15 protein-coding genes are annotated in these 17,978 nt (G+C 42.8%); 14 read left to right on the plus strand and 1 reads right to left on the minus strand.

Annotated features, from left to right (window positions below):
- Positions 1-46 precede the first annotated feature (46 nt).
- From NST39_RS01635 to NST39_RS01685, 11 genes are all read left to right on the plus strand, one after another.
- Positions 47-1,237, plus strand: coding sequence for an HpcH/HpaI aldolase/citrate lyase family protein (locus NST39_RS01635; protein ID WP_044139242.1), 1,191 nt, complete (start codon positions 47-49; stop codon positions 1,235-1,237).
- Positions 1,227-2,558, plus strand: coding sequence for a phosphoribosyltransferase family protein (locus NST39_RS01640; RefSeq protein WP_113768657.1), 1,332 nt, complete (start codon positions 1,227-1,229; stop codon positions 2,556-2,558). Before NST39_RS01635 ends, NST39_RS01640 begins: the two co-directional genes overlap by 11 nt.
- On the plus strand, positions 2,551-3,660 hold the full coding sequence (locus NST39_RS01645) for a cysteine protease StiP family protein (RefSeq protein WP_113768658.1): 1,110 nt from the start codon (positions 2,551-2,553) through the stop codon (positions 3,658-3,660). Before NST39_RS01640 ends, NST39_RS01645 begins: the two co-directional genes overlap by 8 nt.
- Positions 3,657-4,472: an HAD family hydrolase gene (locus NST39_RS01650; RefSeq protein WP_113768659.1), complete on the plus strand. Its 816-nt coding sequence runs from the start codon at positions 3,657-3,659 to the stop codon at positions 4,470-4,472. The genes NST39_RS01645 and NST39_RS01650 overlap by 4 nt, the downstream gene beginning before the upstream one ends.
- A 70-nt stretch (positions 4,473-4,542) precedes the next feature.
- Positions 4,543-6,159, plus strand: a complete 1,617-nt coding sequence (locus NST39_RS01655) for a YceG family protein (RefSeq protein WP_113768660.1) — start codon at positions 4,543-4,545, stop codon at positions 6,157-6,159.
- Positions 6,160-6,173: 14 nt separating this feature from the next.
- Complete coding sequence (locus NST39_RS01660) at positions 6,174-7,268, plus strand: toxic anion resistance protein (protein ID WP_044139248.1); 1,095 nt, start codon at positions 6,174-6,176, stop codon at positions 7,266-7,268.
- Positions 7,269-7,669: 401 nt separating this feature from the next.
- Positions 7,670-8,938: a glycine/proline betaine ABC transporter ATP-binding protein OpuAA gene (gene opuAA, locus NST39_RS01665; RefSeq protein ID WP_044139249.1), complete on the plus strand. Its 1,269-nt coding sequence runs from the start codon at positions 7,670-7,672 to the stop codon at positions 8,936-8,938.
- 10 nt (positions 8,939-8,948) lie between these two features.
- Complete coding sequence (gene opuAB, locus NST39_RS01670) at positions 8,949-9,794, plus strand: glycine/proline betaine ABC transporter permease subunit OpuAB (protein WP_044139281.1); 846 nt, start codon at positions 8,949-8,951, stop codon at positions 9,792-9,794.
- Positions 9,794-10,675, plus strand: coding sequence for a glycine betaine ABC transporter substrate-binding protein (locus NST39_RS01675; RefSeq protein ID WP_341026637.1), 882 nt, complete (start codon positions 9,794-9,796; stop codon positions 10,673-10,675). The genes opuAB and NST39_RS01675 overlap by 1 nt, the downstream gene beginning before the upstream one ends.
- A 109-nt stretch (positions 10,676-10,784) precedes the next feature.
- Entirely contained in the window at positions 10,785-11,543 is a 759-nt protein-coding gene (locus NST39_RS01680; protein WP_341026639.1) for an alpha/beta fold hydrolase, read from the plus strand.
- Between the two features lie 119 nt (positions 11,544-11,662).
- Positions 11,663-12,385 (plus strand): SDR family oxidoreductase, encoded by a 723-nt coding sequence (locus NST39_RS01685; protein ID WP_050943293.1) that lies wholly within the window; start codon positions 11,663-11,665, stop codon positions 12,383-12,385.
- 47 nt (positions 12,386-12,432) lie between these two features.
- On the opposite strand, the gene NST39_RS01690 is transcribed toward NST39_RS01685, so the two are convergent.
- Complete coding sequence (locus NST39_RS01690) at positions 12,433-13,560, minus strand: M20 peptidase aminoacylase family protein (protein ID WP_113768663.1); 1,128 nt, start codon at positions 13,558-13,560, stop codon at positions 12,433-12,435.
- Positions 13,561-13,713: 153 nt separating this feature from the next.
- On the opposite strand from NST39_RS01690, the gene NST39_RS01695 reads away from it, so the two are divergent.
- From NST39_RS01695 to NST39_RS01705, 3 genes are all read left to right on the plus strand, one after another.
- Positions 13,714-15,144 carry a YfcC family protein gene (locus tag NST39_RS01695; RefSeq protein WP_113386686.1) on the plus strand — a complete coding sequence of 477 codons (1,431 nt, stop codon included), beginning with the start codon at positions 13,714-13,716 and terminating at the stop codon, positions 15,142-15,144.
- A gap of 216 nt (positions 15,145-15,360) precedes the next feature.
- The gene (locus tag NST39_RS01700) at positions 15,361-16,308 is read left to right on the plus strand and encodes an L-lactate dehydrogenase (protein WP_003217251.1); all 948 of its coding nucleotides are present in this window, start codon (positions 15,361-15,363) and stop codon (positions 16,306-16,308) included.
- A gap of 39 nt (positions 16,309-16,347) precedes the next feature.
- Positions 16,348-17,970: an L-lactate permease gene (locus NST39_RS01705; protein WP_065098746.1), complete on the plus strand. Its 1,623-nt coding sequence runs from the start codon at positions 16,348-16,350 to the stop codon at positions 17,968-17,970.
- Positions 17,971-17,978: the final 8 nt, after the last annotated feature.

The following is a 17,978-nucleotide window of genomic DNA, read 5'->3' on the forward strand; positions in this document are numbered from 1 at the left end:
ATCATCAGGTTATTGATTTTCTCTAAACAACAGGAGGTGGCACAGCATGCGGTATTTTCGATTTTTATCAGAGGCGATGCAGCACGATCTTTTTTTCAAGCGGCCGGGGGCGATGCATTCACTGACACCGAGGCATGTACTTGCGCATGCATTAGGTGCTACTTTGTATATGCCTGCGACAAGACAAGATATAGCAGATATGCTGCTGTCGCAGAAATATGAAGCGCTTTGCTCTGTTGTATTTTGCTTGGAGGATGCCATCGGTGATCAAGAAGTGGACATGGCTGAACAGAATCTAGTGGCACAATTGGCCAGTCTCAAAGAGAAAGTCACGCATGCGCCTGAAACGGCTGAACATTTGCCTCTTATATTTATTCGCGTTCGTTCGCCGAAACAGCTGCTCAAAATGGCAGACTTGCTCGGTTCCTCTCTTCAATTACTTACCGGTTTTGTGTTCCCGAAGTGCTCGGTTCATAATGCGAAGGATTATTTGGACAGTCTGAAACAGGCATCGTCCCAAACGCAGACAACCCTTTATGGGATGCCCATTTTGGAAACACCCGATTTACTAGAAAAAGAAACAAGATATACGGTGTTGTCAGAGTTAAAGCAGATCTTGCTGAATGACGAAGAATATATTTTGAATATTCGCATTGGGGCAACGGATCTTTGCGGTTTGTACGGAATTCGCCGTGATCGTAACACGACCATTTATGAGATTAATTTGATTGCTGATTTGATCACAGATATCACCAATTATTTTGGCCGTTCCTTTGTGGTATCAGGTGCTGTGTGGGAGCATTTTGGCCCTGCACGAAAGGAACAAAAGCCATTCATCCGGGCACTTTCTCATAAGAGTGGTGAATCGTCTTCATCTGAATTTGATGACGTACAAGGTTTACTCAAGGAGACAAAACTCGATGTGGCTAACGGCATTCATGGAAAGACGGTCATTCATCCAACACATCTCAAGCCGGTTCAAAGCATGTATGTTGTAACGAAGGAAGAGTATATGGATGCATTAAGCATTCTTGAACATGCAGACGGCACAGTTGGCGTAATGAAGAGTACCTTCTCTAATAAAATGAATGAAACGAAGCCCCATTACAGATGGGCAGAGCACATTATAATGAAGTCAGATATTTACGGGGTGTTTCATGAAAATAGAAGCTATATCGACATACTCACAGAAGCAGAAGCCGCATACGCTGAGCATCTTGGAACATATGGAAGTTGAGCTTGTTCTCAAAGAAGGTGCGCTTCAGCTAGAAAAAGAGCATCTCTTTGACATGGCAGCAAGGGTGAACAAAAAAAGAGCCTTTTTATTCGTTAGTAAGGTGCTCGGTAAGCACATTCCTGTTCATCCAGTAAAACCGCTCCTTGTCTCGGGTCTTTTAGCCATGGCGTATGCCAAAGAGCAAACAGGCAAGACGTTTCCGCATCAAGAGCTTTTAGTAGAAGCACTCAAGACGGATGACCACACGGTATTAACTAAAGCCTACGAAGCGCTCAAAAAAGAGAAGCTTTCAATAGGAAAACAGCCGATCGTGATCGGCTTTGCAGAAACAGCCACAGCTCTTGGTCACGGTGTGTATGACGTATTAGAAGGAGCATCTTACATTCATACGACACGTGAACAGCTGCTGGATCTTGATCCTTCATTGGTATTTGAAGAAGAGCATTCGCATGCAACGGATCAGCTTTGTTATGCAGACGAAGCATTACTTCGCACAGACCGTCCCATCGTGCTAGTAGATGATGAAGTCACGACAGGCCGTACGAATATCAATATCATTCGGGACCTTCATGCAAAGCACCCACGGCATTCTTACACGATTCTTTCTATTTTAGACTGGCGGACAGAGGAGCACGAGAAAGCCATGTGTGAGCTTGAAAAGGAGCTTGGTATTCACATCACCTCATTGTCTTTATTAAAAGGGCAAATGGTCTTTCGAGGCAAAACGCTGGATGAACCAGCTTATTCGTATAAGATAGCTGAGCAAAAGGATCTGCCAAGTCTCTCTGTTCACTCCCTTCAATCCTTCTTTCAGCAAAAGCCGTATGCACGTTCTCATGCAACCAATTCGGCTGGTCATTCGCCATATATACATGAAACGGGTCGTTTTGGTTTAAACGCAGCAGATACGGCAGCCATCGACCAAGCAGCTGCAGAGGCTGGACTGAAACTGAAGAAGGAACGCAAAGGAAAGCAGACACTTTGTTTAGGAACAGGTGAACTGATGTATGTACCGATGAGAGTGGCTGCACATATGGGAGAAGGTGTTCTCTTTCATTCAACGACGAGAAGCCCAATTCATCCCGTTGAAAAGGATGGATACGCTGTTCAAAATGGGTTCACCTTTGTGAGTCCAGAGGATGCTCGAATTCAGCACTACGTGTACAACATACCAAAAGGTCAATACGATGATGTATTTCTCTTCTTTGAGAAAAAGGTCTCTCAGGAGGCATTGCTTCCGCTTGTTCATTTATTTGCCGAGCGGCATGTGAAGCATGTGCATATTGTGACTTTATCAGACGAGGTGAAGGTGAATGGCTAATGTGTATACAAAGATGGGAAGCTATCCAGAGCAGGATGTAACCTTCTTACTCAAAGATTTATCATCCATTGAGATGGAGAAAAGTACAGAGGAGCGGGAACGTTCGATTCAGAGTGGTGCGCATTATTCAGAAATGCTGCCGATTGAATATAAACCAACCGAATCTTATATGGATTTATTCTATGAATCTCTGAAAGAAAGTAAGGAGAAGGTAGCAGAAGCGGTAGCTGTTGTAGCAGAACAGATTGTGAAAAAGCGAGGCTTCCAAACGGTGCTTTGCAGTTTGGCTAGAGCGGGAACGCCGATCGGGGTACTCATCAAACGATATATTCGAAAGACATATGGTCTTGAACTGCCTCATTACAGCATCTCGATTATTCGTGATCGAGGAATAGATGAGAATGCGCTACATTATATGCTCAAGGAACATCCGGGCTATGAGATTGCCTTTATTGATGGATGGACCGGAAAAGGTGCGATTTCGAGAGAGCTCCAAAAAGCGGTGATTGATTTTGAAAGAAAGTACGGTATTCGTCTTTCTAGTGAACTAGCTGTACTCGCTGATCCTGGCTATTGTACACATGTCTACGGAACGAGAGAGGACTTTCTCATTCCAAGTGCTTGCCTGAATTCGACTGTATCTGGACTTGTTAGTCGTACGGTACTAAACAACCGCTGGATCAATGCCGATGATTTCCATGGGGCAAAATATTATGAAGAGCTGCTTGAAGAGGATGTGTCCAATCTGTATGTGGATACAATCGAAGAAGCATTTTCTAGCCTCGAACCAAATGTAGAAGAGAAAGCAGAGACCATCCTCGCGCAAGGAATGCCTGCGGATTGGCGGGGGATGGCGTCCATTGAAGCGATCGGTGAGGAGTTTCAAATTGAAAATACCCATTTGATTAAGCCGGGTGTTGGTGAGACGACCCGTGTGCTGCTGAGAAGAATCCCTTGGAAAATCTTGATACAGCCTGGGTCTCAGGAGAAGCTAAAGCATATTTTGCTTCTGGCAGAGGACAGAGGCGTTCCTGTCATTGAATATGCCAATATGTCCTATACGTGCTGTGGACTCATTCGTCCGCTGGAGCAGACGTCATGAAGACAAGTGCGTTTGCCAGTGATTTAGACCGCACACTGATTTACTCACATCGAGTGCTGGATCAGTATACGTATGAAGGAGATTATGCTTTAGTTGAAATGCTGGATGAACGTCCGCTTTCCTATATGTCGGTTGAAACGAAGAAGTCTTTGCAGACGATTCATCAATTGGGCTGGTTCATTCCAGTGACGACAAGAACGACCGCTCAGTATGAACGGATCACCTTCTTTCAGCAAGAGCTCAAACCGGAGTATGCTATCACGACAAATGGGGGATGTATCCTTCATCGCGGCAAGCCGCTTGAGGATTGGCAGGTCATCGTTGATGAGAGGCTCAAAGCGTGTATGTCAGTCAGAGAGATGCTAAGAGCCATCTCCGAACTTCCAGTTGCGGCATGGGTGAAGCGTACCCGGACAGCAGAGGGAAGATTTCTTTATTTGATTATGAAAGATGAGTATCTGTCTCGCATTCCACTTGCTGAATTGAAGCAGTGGGGCGAGGAGAGAGGCTGGCAGGTGTCTCTACAAGGACGGAAGCTTTACTTTATTCCGGAACCGCTCAATAAGTGGGATGCTGTTGCTTTTCTAAAGGAACGGCTGGAGCTTGAATATGTATACGGTGCGGGTGATTCCCTCTTAGATGCAGGTCTCATTCGTCAGGCAGATATGGGCTTTGCCCCAAGGCATGGAGAAGTGCTCGACTTTGATTCATTACTTGAGCCGACAGCAGCATCTGGCATGGCAGCAGCAGATGAAATCACCGCTTGTGTCATGAAGCAGATGACGACCGCAAAAAAGCCTTCGATTCGATAGCAGAAGTAGAAGGGTGAATGATATGATAGTAGTAGCTTTCGAGAAAATATAGGAGAAGGGAAGGAGCGGCGTGAGTTATAAAGAAATCAATGTTAACCAAACACGGGCGGAGCAGGAAGCCTGGAAAAACGTGCTGAAAAAGCCGCTCCCTGAAAGAGACGGTTATGTCAAGGACGAGCATACATTGTCCTTGCCGCGTCTCGCCGCCCGGGTCCTTGGAACTCCGCATGATGCAACCGATTATTTTATTTATTTACATGAATTATATGAAACAGATGGCATTCATATTTTAAGTGAAACGCTCAATCGTCATATTGAGCCGGAGCATTTTCAAGCGCTTCAACGCATTCATTTGATTAACCAAGAAGAAAAAGGATTATCTGTGAATCGCTTTGTGGCTTTCTTAGATGGTGAACAGCTGATTGTACGCCATCCAAACCCTATAATGAACCGGCATATCCGCCTTTCATTGATCAAGGTGTTTGAGCATTTCAAACAGCTGCATGAAGGGGGATTTCAGCATCCCGATTTCCGCCGGGTTTTGCTGGATGTAGTAAAGTTCTCAAATAATCATCTAGGTCCATGGCTGAAGGAAGTCAATATAGAAGAAAAAATGCCGGCTGTCATTTGGTATGGAGAGGCGAATAAAAGTCAGCTTTATTTTCTTTACTATGTCATGCTGATTGGCTGTGATGTTGTGCTATTTCATCCAGAGGGCGAGGATTCGTTCCGCGAACTAGATCCAGAAGAAAAGCTGACTTTTATTGATCAGTATCCGGGGACTTCAAAGCTGGAACCGTTCCCTACTGAAAAGCCTGAGAGGAAGTCAACGGTGGCGTACCGCTCGACAAGAGAGCTTGAAGAGGTGCTCCACACGGAAGATTCAATGCTGTATAAGCCTTGGCAATTCAGAGATCATACTCCTCATTCTATTACGCTGAAGACAACGTATGATGAGTTGTTTTTAATTGCAAAGGAACGTTCCTTTATCCGCCCTAATTTTCAAGCAGACCGCGACACGATACAGATCCCGAATCTCTTTGCGAAAATGATGGGGGTCACTCGAGACAAGCGTGAATACTGGGATCGTATCCACACGTTAATGGAATGGAAAGAGACGAAGACCATTCGCCATTTTCCTTTTACGAAAGAAGTGTCTTCGAATTATCAATTTCATTATCAGCATGCCCTTTCTTCTGCTGGAGAGATTGATCCTGAATTATTAATGAAAAGCAACGTGTGGCAGTTTTCTCATCTATATGAGGGGACGCAGCGTGCGATAGCAGAGGCGATATCTCGAATCTGTCAGCATCCGAAGCTATTAAAAGAAGGCAATGAGACTGAATTAGATGTCCGTATTTATTTATTCAAACAGGTACTGCATATCGGCCAGGAGCTCATTGAACTCATTCAAACCTTTGATTATGCACAAACTGTACCGAAAGTGATTTTATATCATACGGAATATAATGGTGAGCTGACTCGTTCTGATGCGGCTGCCCTCATTTTCCTAAATGAAATGGGTGTGGATCTCTTCGTGTATCATCCGGCGGGATACCAGTGTATCGAGCGGTATATAGATGACCAATTATTTGATACCCATTGGCTTGATGAGATGGTTATGAACCAGGAGTTTAAAGAGCCGTCCATCGTAAGAAAATTATTTCAATCCATTAAAAACCGATAAGGAGATCAAAGCTTATGACAAATACAAACGGAAATGACATCATTTCAATTGATAAAGAGGAAATTTCCATTGAGAAGGCAGACGATATTCGCGTTCAGCTTCGAAATGAACCAGAAGTGCAAAATATTGCAAGACAGATCGATGCGAAAAATCAGCTGGATCTGCTTGAATACGGAAAACAGCCGGCCGTTGAAATCTCTAAGTTCTCTGATCGTATTCTTTCGATGATGCGTTCAACTAGTGTCACTGACTCAGGAACGATGCTGACGCAGCTTGGAAAAATTATGGATCGTTTTGATAAAAATGATTTTGACGAGCCAAAGGGTGGTTTACTGTCAAAAATCTTTAAACGCGGCGGCAGCATGATTGAAAAGATTTTCAGTAAATATCAAACGCTCGGTGCAGAGATTGAAAAAATTAATGTGGAAATCAGTAAATATAAAGACGAAATGACCAAATCGACTGTGACGCTTGAAGAAATGTATGAGCATAACATTCAATACTATATGGAGCTTGAAAAGTATGTCGTTGCAGGTCAAATGAAAATCGAGGAATTAAAGCAATTGGTTCCTTCTTATGAAGAAAAAGCAGCTAGTGGAAACCAGCTCGCACAAATGGAGCTTGATACACTTCGTAACGGCATTCAAGCGTTGGAAGAGCGTGTATATGACCTTGATATGGCACGGATGGTGGCTCTTCAAACAGCACCGCAAATTCGTTTGCTGCAGCGTGGGAATACGAAACTAATCGGTAAAATCAACTCAGCGTTCATTATCACGATTCCGATCTTTAAAAATGGCATCATTCAAGCTGTGACAGCGAAAAGACAAAAGCTTGTGGCTGATTCAATGAGTGAGCTGGATAGAAGAACAAATGAAATGCTGAAACGAAATGCTGAAAACATCTCAAGCCAAAGTGTGGAGATTGCCAAATTGTCTGGACGTCCAAGTATCGACATTGAAACGATCGAATCTTCCTTTAATACGATTGTACAAGGGATGAAAGAGACAAAACAGATCGAAGAAGAAAACAAACGATTACGCGAAGATGGAACAAAGCGTATGCTTGAATTGCAAGATAATATTAAGCGAGCTGCCCTAGAGTCCTAAAAAAATAAGCTGTCTGTAACTAAAGTTGCAGGCAGTTTTTTAATATTTTAATTAAAATTTGAATGAAAAAGGTTTCTATGTGACCATTTTCGGGTAAATCCTGTTCAGAGGAATGGTTCACCCATGTTTGAAAAAGTTCGCTATGGTGAGGATTTGAGTTATTTTTTAGCACAATTAGGAATTTCCAGTAAAATATTGTCTGATGAGAGGAAATACCCCGTAAATTATGTTGTTTATGAAGCATTCTATAGGATTTACGAGTAATACGGCGTATAAACTCTAATCACCAGACCTCTTATAGGGAATTCATACATATTGTGCAGAAATAAGCGAATTCTAAAGATTGTTCGCATCATAACGCTTATGTTACGGTTATAAAGATGCTAATTTGGAGGGAAAATATGAATTCTGAAGAGAGAAATATCAAAATCAAGATAAATAATGTATCTAAAATTTTCGGTAAAAATGCTAAAAAAGCAACTCAAATGCTTGAAAAAGGGAAAACAAAAAGAGAGATCCTAAAAGAGACCGGCGCAACAGTTGGTGTCAATCGAGCAAATTTTGATGTGTATGACGGCGAGATATTTGTCATCATGGGGCTATCAGGGAGCGGAAAGTCCACACTTGTGCGGCTGCTAAACAGGTTAATCGAACCAACCTCCGGCGAAATATATATTGATGGGGATATGATAACAAATATGTCAAAGGATCAATTGCGTGAAGTTAGACGGAAAAAGATCAGCATGGTCTTCCAAAACTTCGCATTGTTCCCGCACCGCACCATTCTTGAGAACACAGAGTATGGTCTTGAATTACAAGGTGTAGACAAAGAAGAGCGCCACTCAAAAGCGCTTGAATCTTTAAAGCTTGTTGGACTTGAAGGCTTTGAAGAGCAATATCCAAACCAATTAAGTGGTGGGATGCAGCAGCGTGTTGGATTGGCACGTGCATTAGCAAATGATCCTGACATTTTATTAATGGATGAAGCATTCAGCGCACTCGATCCATTAATTCGTAAAGACATGCAGGATGAATTGCTTGAGCTTCACACATCTGTAGGAAAAACGATCATTTTCATTACCCATGATTTAGATGAGGCGCTTCGGATTGGCGACCGCATTGTGCTCATGAAGGACGGGAATATCGTCCAAATCGGAACACCAGAAGAAATTTTGATGAACCCATCGAATGAATATGTTGAACGTTTCGTTGAAGATGTCGACCTTTCTAAAGTATTAACCGCTGGTCATATTATGAAACGTGCAGAAACAGTTCAGATCGACAAAGGGGCTCGTGTTGCACTTACGCTCATGAAAAACCTTGGAATTTCGTCAATCTATGCAGTCGATAAGAAAAAGCATTTATTAGGTGTTATTTCTGCACAAGCAGCGAAAAAGGCGGCAGAAATGGGAGCATCGCTTGAAACTGTTCTTGATAAAGAATTCACGACAGTATTGGAATCAACGTATTTGACAGAAATCTTTGATGCGGTGTCTGATGCGGCAAACATTCCAATTGCCGTTGTCGATGAGAAAAACAGAATGAAGGGTATTGTGGTCAGAGGTGCATTAATTGGTGCGTTATCAGGAAATGATGAGTATATCAACATGTCTTCTAACAAGCTTGAGGAAATTAAAACACAAGAGCCTTCTGCACAGGAGGTAGAATAAGATGTTTAGTATGAGTGATTTACCTAGAATTCCGTTCGCGGATTATATCGATCGATTTGTTGACTGGTTAACATTAACCTTTGGTGGTTTCTTTGATGGGATCACAAATGGATTAGCAGGTACAGTAAATGGAATTGTGGCAGTACTTGGTGTGATTCCATCCATTATTTTAACCCTTATTTTTGCAGGCATTGCTTGGTGGATCAGTACAAGAGGAATTGCTCTTTTTACACTTATTGGATTCTTGCTGATTGACTATTTAGGCTACTGGCATCCAATGCTTCAAACACTTGCGCTCGTTTTAACAGCTGTGGTCATTTCCATCGTAATCGGGGTTCCGATCGGTATTTGGGCATCACAGAAGGAAACTGTGCGTAAAATTGTGACACCTATCTTAGATTTAATGCAGACAATGCCTGCATTCGTTTATCTATTACCAGCCATCTTCTTCTTTAACATTGGCGTTGTGCCTGGAGTTGTGGCATCGGTTATTTTCTCTATGCCGCCAACGATTCGTATGACGATTCTCGGTATTAAACAAGTACCAGCTGATTTAATTGAAGCAACAGAAGCATTTGGTTCAACGACATTCCAGCGTTTGTTCAAAGTTCAGCTTCCACTTGCAACAAAAACCATCCTAGCTGGTATTAACCAAAGTATCATGCTTGCTCTATCAATGGTCGTCATTGCGGCAATGGTAGGTGCACCAGGACTTGGTTCAGAAGTATATAGTGCGGTAACGCAGCTGAAAACAGGAATTGGATTTGAAGCAGGTATTGCCATTGTCATTGTGGCAATTACACTTGACCGTATTACACAAAACATTAAAACGAAAAAAACCAGGGGGAATGCTTAATGTGGAAAAAGTCTCTCTACATTGGGATGACCGCCCTGCTTGTCTTTTTACTAGCCGCTTGTGGCACAAAGTCGGACTCAAATGCGAGTGCAGCACAGCAGGTGAATAAAACCATTATCGGCATTGATCCCGGTTCAGGAATTATGGCGCTAACGGATCAAGCGAAAAAGGATTACGGCTTAGAGGATTGGACGGTTGTGTCTGCATCAAGTGCAGCCATGACTGCAACTCTCAAAAAATCTTACGACCGTAAAAAGCCAATCATCATCACTGGCTGGAATCCACACTGGATGTTTTCTCGCTATGATTTAAAATATTTAGATGATCCAAAGAAATCTTACGGTGAAGCGGAAGAGATTCATACGATTTCACGTAAAGGGTTTGCAAAGGATCAGCCGGATGCAGCCAAAATGCTTGGTCAGTTTAAATGGTCTCAAGATGACATGGGCGAAGTCATGATGGATATCCAAGATGGTATCAATCCAAAGGATGCCGCCGTTAAATATGTGAAGAAACATAAAGACCAAGTAGCGAAATGGACAAAAGGCGTGAAAAAGTCGAATGGTGACAAAGTCAATCTTGCCTACGTTGCGTGGGATAGTGAGATTGCAAGTACCAATGTTGCTGCAGAAGTACTGCGTGAGCTCGGATTTAAAGTAACCTTGACTCAGGTGGAAGCAGGTCCAATGTGGACAGCAATTGCAACTGGAAGTGCGGATGCCTCGTTATCTGCTTGGCTACCAAATACGCATAAAACGTATGCAGCGAAGTTTAAAGGGAAATATGATGATCTAGGCACAAGTATGAAAGGTCTTCGCATGGGTCTAGTTGTTCCGACATATATGAAGAACGTCAACTCGATTGAGGATTTGAAAAAATAGCCAATTATGATGAGATTCCCTTATAATAGAAGGGAGCATATGAAAAAGCAGTCTGCTCAAAAAGCGGCTGCTTTTTTTCTTATATATAAGGAAGGTGGACGAGTTGTCGATGATGGTTAAGCCGATCATGATTTTCCTGCATGGTGGAGGAGTAAGTAGCTGGATGTGGCAGGAGCAGATAAAAACATTCAAGGAAGCGTATGAATGCTATACGCCTGATCTCATTGGTCACGGGACTAGAGCAGATGAACAGTCATTTTCCATGAGAGAAAGTGCTCTTGAAGTCATCTCGTGGATCAAGCAGCATACGCATGGACGTAAAGTGATACTTATTGGCTTCTCTCTAGGTGCACAGGTTGCCGTTGAGGTGTTATCAAAAGAGCCTGACATCGTAGACATAGCCGTCATCAATAGCGCTCTTGTGATGCCGCTGCCATGGCTTTACTTGATGGTGAGACCTCTTTTACCTCTTACGTATCCATTATTAAAGAAAGATTGGTTTATCGAGCTCCAAGCTGAAAAAATGGGGCTTCCAAACGATGTACTCAATCACTATGTGGCGGATTCGAAGAATTTGCAGAAGAAAACCCTTCTGACGATGTTTCAAGAAAATCTCCATTACAAGCTCCCAGACACGTTTCAACAAGCGAAGGCACGAATTCTTGTCACAGTGGGGGAAAAGGAAAAAGGCATCATGAAACGGTCAGCAAAGAAAATAACGAATTCACATCCGCAGGCAGCAGGTGTCGTCGTTCCCGCTATTGGACATACATTTACGTTTGAGAAGAAAGAACTGTTTATGGATATGGTTCAATGCTTTATAGAGGAACGCACATTACCAGTGGAATTAAAGGAATCAAGTAACTGAAAGTAAAGACAGGCATAAAAGAGGCAGCCAAATCTTAGAACCTATATGATAGAGGTATAAAACGCTTACAGATGAGCTACTGTCTGACTGAAAGCTCATGAGACGTAGAAGGAGGAGCTATGAGTAAAAACTATATCATATTCGGTGCAAGTCAAGGATTAGGGGATGCTTTTGTTAAAGGTCTTCCTTCAAGCGGAGATACAGTTTGGATTGTGTCTCGAAGTGAACCGAGCAGTTTGAAATTAGATGACGGTGTACATAGAATTTGGCTGAAAATTGATTTATCAAGCCAATCTCATATCCCATACATGATCGAAGCATTGGGGGACAAAACCATTGATGTCCTCATCTATAACGTCGGCTTATGGGAAAAACGAGGCTTTGAAGATGATTATTCATTTGATCACGATCAGCCAGAGGATATCGCTCATTTAATCAATGTGAATGTCACGTCTACGATTACTTACATCCAAGCACTGCTTCCGCACGTAAGAAAATCGGAGAATGGAAAAATCATCGTGATTGGTTCAACGGCGGGACTCGATCATACAAACCTACCGCAAGTTTCTTTTGTTGCATCTAAATTTGGCCTGCGCGGAATTGTGAATGCACTAAGAGAGCATGTGAGAAAAGATAAAATATCTGTCACCTGTATCAATCCAGGAGAGCTGGCAGCGGAGGTACCATATGAAGATGGTGCCGAAAAAGCCATCGCTCTATATGATGAAACGAGAATTCCTGTACAGGATATAGTAGAACTTGCGAGATGTGTGATTCATTTATCAAGGGTATCCTGTGTAAAAGAAATCAACGTCCCAGCAATGACAGATTTGAATGCGTAATACAATCAGACCACCCGTTTAAAGAAAAAACGGGTGGTTTTTTGATTTTATGATGAATGCTGCTGAAGCGTTTGATAAACAGCTTCAGTCAAAATCTCAATGCCGGTAAAAATAGCAGAGCGGTCGAATGTCATATACGGATGATGTAGACCGGGCTTTAAGTCACAGCCTAAACCAAGCATCGTCGATTTGATATGCGGAACCTTTGCTGCATAAAAGTGAAAATCCTCTCCACCTGTCGTTACGAGCGGAGGATCGAGCTGCTCTTTGCCTAAAACCTTTTCAATGGCTTGAGACATCATCTGAACGGCTTCTTCATTTAAGGTGGCGGCAGGCAGACGATGATCTGTTGAAAGTGTAATGGAAGCACCAAAGGCATCCGCTACAGCATGTACGGCTCTTTCAATTTCTTTTTCTAGTTCATCCATCACTTCATTTGTTTGTGCTCTGACATCTAATGTAAAAGAAGCTTTGCCAGGGATGATGTTTGAACTGCCTCCGCCAGCATGTAGGTTGGTCATTTTCACAGAATGTGCAACTCTTGGGTCGACATGAATATGCGCGAGTCTTTGCACGAGGGTAGAAGCCACTTCAATGACGTTGACCCCTAGGTGCGGGCGTGCACCGTGGGCTTCCTCACCAATAATTGTGCCGATGTAATGATTACTCGATCCATGCAAGATCGCAGGTGCGCAGCGTCCGTTTAATGTTTCTTGAATTGGACGCACATGCACTCCATATAAGTAATCAACGTCTGCTAGCACATCTTTTTCAATCATTTTCAGCGCACCGCCGCCTTTTTCCTCAGCAGGCTGAAAAATGAACCGGATGGTGCCGTTTGGAAGTTCCTTTTCTTTTAATGCCATGAAGGTGCCGAGAGCCATTGTCATGTGTGCATCGTGACCACATGAATGATTGGCTTGAAACTCACCACCTACTTCCTGCCAAAGTGCATCAATATCGGCTCTTACAGCGACCACTGGTGAACCTTCTCCCATTTCACCGATCACTCCTGTACAGTCGTCAAATGTTCGAGTTTGACAGCCCATTTTCTTTAATAAGTCCTCAAGATAAGCCGTCGTATTCGTTTCTTCCCAGCTGATTTCAGGGTGGGCGTGCAGGTGATCAAAGATGTCTTTCACCGTTTGCTGCATGTCGTTTGTCAAAGTTGTCATGAATAGCCTCCTTGCTGACAGAAAACCTGTCAAAATATTCTTTTAGTGAAATAATATTGATCTTAAATATCATCAGTGTTTATAATATAACACATCATTTGATTATTCAGAAAATTAAGTGAAATCTCGATCGGGACAAAGGGGTTTTGACACATGAAAACAGCAGCAGTATTACCACCAGAGAAACAAAAAAGAAAACTTCAAATGCCAGATGCGTATGTTCTCTTATTTATCATTGCGCTCATTTGTACCGTTGCAACGTATTTTGTGCCAGCAGGTGAATTTGACCGAAAGACGTCAGGGGAAATTACAACAGCTGTTCCTGGCAGCTATCATCGCATTGATCAATCACCCGTAAGTCCAGTGGGCTTTTTTACAGCCATTCAGGAAGGGATGGTAGGGTCTTCTTCTATTATTTTTCTCATTCTATTTACTGGTGGAACCATAGCCATTTTGGAGAAAACAGGTGCCATTAACGGAATGATTCACCATGTCATCAGCAGGTTTCAAACAAAGCAATTATTGTTTATTTGTATCGTTGGAGGATTATTTTCAGTGCTTGGAACGACCGGAATTGTCGTGAACTCTGTTATAGGATTTATTCCAATCGGGATCATTGTGGCAAGATCCTTGAAATGGGATGCTGTGGCAGGAGCGGCGGTGATTTACATCGGCTGTTATGCCGGGTTTAACGCAACCATATTGTCTCCATCTCCACTGGGGTTATCTCAGACGATTGCAGAGCTGCCGATTTTTTCTGGCATTGGCCTGCGTGTCATTATTTATCTTTGTTTTCTTATATCTAGTATTGTGTACATCTATTTATATACAAGACGCCTAAAGAATAAAGAAAAGGGAAGTCTTCTTGGTGATCAATGGTTTCCTGCGAAGGGGCTTGGCGGATCTGATGCAGAATCTGTGGACAAGCCTGCATTTACGGGCAGACATAAGCTGATTTTAGCAGTGTGTGGATTGTCTCTTGGGGGCTTCTTATATGGCGCGCTTCAGCTTGGCTGGACCGATAAGGAAATGGCAGGAGTCTTCATTTTCATGGCGATTGCTGCTGGATTGCTTGGCGGATTAGCAGCCAATGATATTGCGAAAACGTTTATTGTCGGCTGTCAAAGCCTTGTTTACGGCGCACTCATTGTCGGAATGGCACGCTGCATTTCTGTCATTTTGGAAAATGGTAAGCTGCTTGATACCGTGGTTAATGGCTTGGCGAGTATGCTGACAGGATTTAGTCCAATTGCTGGTGCGATCGGGATGTATATTGCGAGTGCACTTCTTCACTTTTTGATTTCATCAGGTTCAGGAGAAGCGGTTGTCTTTATTCCAATTCTTGCGCCGCTGGCTGATTTAATGGGCATCACAAGACAGGTCGCTGTAGAAGCGGTGATGCTTGGCGAAGGGGTGGTTAACTGTATCAATCCGACGTCAGGTGTGCTCATGGCTGTGCTTGCTGCAAGTGGTATTCCTTATGTGAAGTGGCTTCGTTTTATGGTGCCACTTGCGCTCATTTGGTTTGTCATTGGCCTTGTCTTTATTTGTATCGGCGTGATGATCAATTGGGGACCTTATTAACATGTATAAAGCTGCTGACAATGGCTTGGCAGCTTTTTTCTTGTGGAAATATGCATGGATACAGCTCTTTGAAAGCACAATAAGTGTGTTCACAAATTCGCTACATATTTTTTTTCCGAAACCCCCTTGCAAAAGTTTGTGAAGTATTGCACAATAAGAATGTGAAATACTTCACATAAGAAAAACAACCTAGTTTTACTCAGGAGGATGAGATAAATGACAAACGAAAAAGTAAACAAAGTAGCACTTATTGGAGCAGGTTTTGTAGGTAGCAGTTATGCCTTTACATTAATAAATCAAGTGATCACAGATGAATTGGTTGTCATCGATTTGAATCAAGATAAAGCAATGGGTGACGTCATGGATTTAAACCACGGGAAAGCATTTGCTCCGCATCCGGTGAACACATGGTATGGAGATTATGAGGATTGTAAGGATGCGGACATTGTGTGTATCTGTGCTGGAGCGAACCAAAAGCCAGGTGAAACGAGACTTGACCTTGTTGAAAAAAACTTAAATATATTTAAAGGCATTGTAGACAATGTGATGAAAAGTGGATTCGATGGTATTTTCTTAGTCGCCACAAACCCTGTTGATATTTTAACATATGCGACTTGGAAATTCAGTGGACTGCCAAAAGAACGAGTGATCGGCAGCGGAACTACACTTGATACTGCAAGGTTTAGATACATGCTTAGTGAGTACTTTGACGCAGCGGCACACAATGTGCATGCGTATATCATTGGAGAGCATGGCGATACAGAGCTTGCTGTTTGGAGTCATGCGAATATCGGAAGTGTACCGATTACAGAATTAATGAAGAAAAATGATCAATACAAACAAGAAGATTTAGATGAGATGATGGAAAATGTCCGTCATGCCGCTTATCAAATCATTGAGAAAAAAGGCGCTACTTACTACGGCGTAGCGATGAGTTTGGCCCGCATAACAAGAGCGATTCTGCACAATGAAAACAGTATTTTGACTGTCAGCACTTACTTAGATGGAGAGTACGGAGCAGAAGATGTCTACATTGGTGTACCTGCCCTTGTGAATCGAAATGGCGCAACAGAAGTGATAGAGCTTGCACTGAATGATACAGAAAAAGAACAATTCGCGCACAGTGTGAATGTGTTAAAAGAGATTTTGGCTCCTCATTTTTAATCAAAAGCAACCTATCTGAGCAGAAAAGGATGAATCACTATGTGGCAGCAAATATATAATCCGTTTGGTAATGAGTTCGTGAGTGCGTTGGTAGCAATGCTTCCAATTTTGTTTTTCCTACTTGCATTAACCGTATTTAAGTTAAAAGGTGTTTTAGCCGCTTGTTTTACCTTAATCGTCAGCTTTGTAACAGCGGTTTTCTTCTTTCATATGCCAATTGAAAAAGCATTATCTGCTGTGCTGCTCGGTATATCTAATGGGCTGTGGCCGATTGGATATATCGTCATCATGGCGGTGTGGCTCTATAAAATTGCTGTGAAATCTGGTAAATTCGATGTTATTCGTTCTAGTATTGCAGGAATCTCTCAAGATCAACGTCTTCAGCTCTTATTAATTGGTTTTAGTTTTAACGCATTTTTAGAGGGAGCCGCTGGGTTTGGTGTACCGATTGCGATTAGTGCCGCTCTCTTAACAGAGCTTGGGTTTAAACCGCTGAAAGCTGCGATGCTCTGCTTAATTGCCAATGCTGCGTCTGGCGCATTTGGTGCTGTGGGTATCCCAGTCATTACAGGGGCGCAAATGGGCAATATGACGCCGCTTGCGTTATCTCAAACCCTTGTGTTTACGATTCCATTTATTTCATTCTGTATTCCGTTCCTACTCATTCTCATTGTGGACGGATTCAAAGGGATTAAAGAAACGCTCCCTGCCTTGCTTGTTGTGAGTGGAAGCTATGCCATTTTGCAAGCTGTCACAATGGTGACAATGGGTCCTGAGCTTGCCAATATTATTTCAGCTTTAGCAAGTATGGGGATTTTGGCTTTATTTCTTCGAAAATGGCAGCCGAAACATATTTATCGTGAAGAAGGAGCACCAGCCATTGAACAGAAACAAACGTATCGCGGCGTTGAAGTGCTGAAAGCATGGTCTCCGTTCTATATTTTAACTGCCGTGATTACGGTATGGAGTCTGCCAGCATTTAAAGCATTGTTTGCTGTAGGAGGCCCGCTCAACTGGACAACCATTTTAGTGAAAATGCCATTTTTGCATCAGCAAATTGTGAAATTACCACCAATTGCACAAACAGCAACACCTATTGATGCGATCTTTAAAATTGATGTGATCAGTGCAACGGGTACTGCCATTCTGATTGCGGTGATGCTGACAGGTTTGTTTAGCAGACATATTACATTAACAGAAGGCGCTGCCTGCTTAAAAGCATCAGTGAAAGAGCTTTGGGTACCAGTTCTCACCATTTGTTTTGTCATGGGCTTTGCCAACTTGGCGAACTTCGCTGGACTAAGTTCAGCCATTGGGCTTGCACTTGCCAAAACAGGCGATTTGTTCCCGCTTGTCAGCCCAGTGCTTGGCTGGATCGGGGTGTTTATTACAGGATCTGTCGTGAGTAACAACGCCTTATTCGGTAACCTTCAAGCGGTCACTGCTTCTCAAATCGGCTCACAAGCAGGTTTGTTAATCGGAGCAAATACAACAGGCGGGGTCATGGCGAAATTAATTTCTCCACAATCTATCGCCATTGCTACAGCAGCAGTTGGAGAAACAGGTAAAGAATCTGAGCTCTTCCAAAAGACTGTGAAGTACAGCTTCATCCTGCTCGGCATAGTGTGTGTATGGACATTCATTCTTGCTCAATTTATATAGGTTTAAAA

This window comes from Bacillus sp. FSL W8-0645, assembly GCF_038007905.1.
Classification (GTDB): Bacteria; Bacillota; Bacilli; order Bacillales; family Bacillaceae; genus Bacillus; species Bacillus pumilus.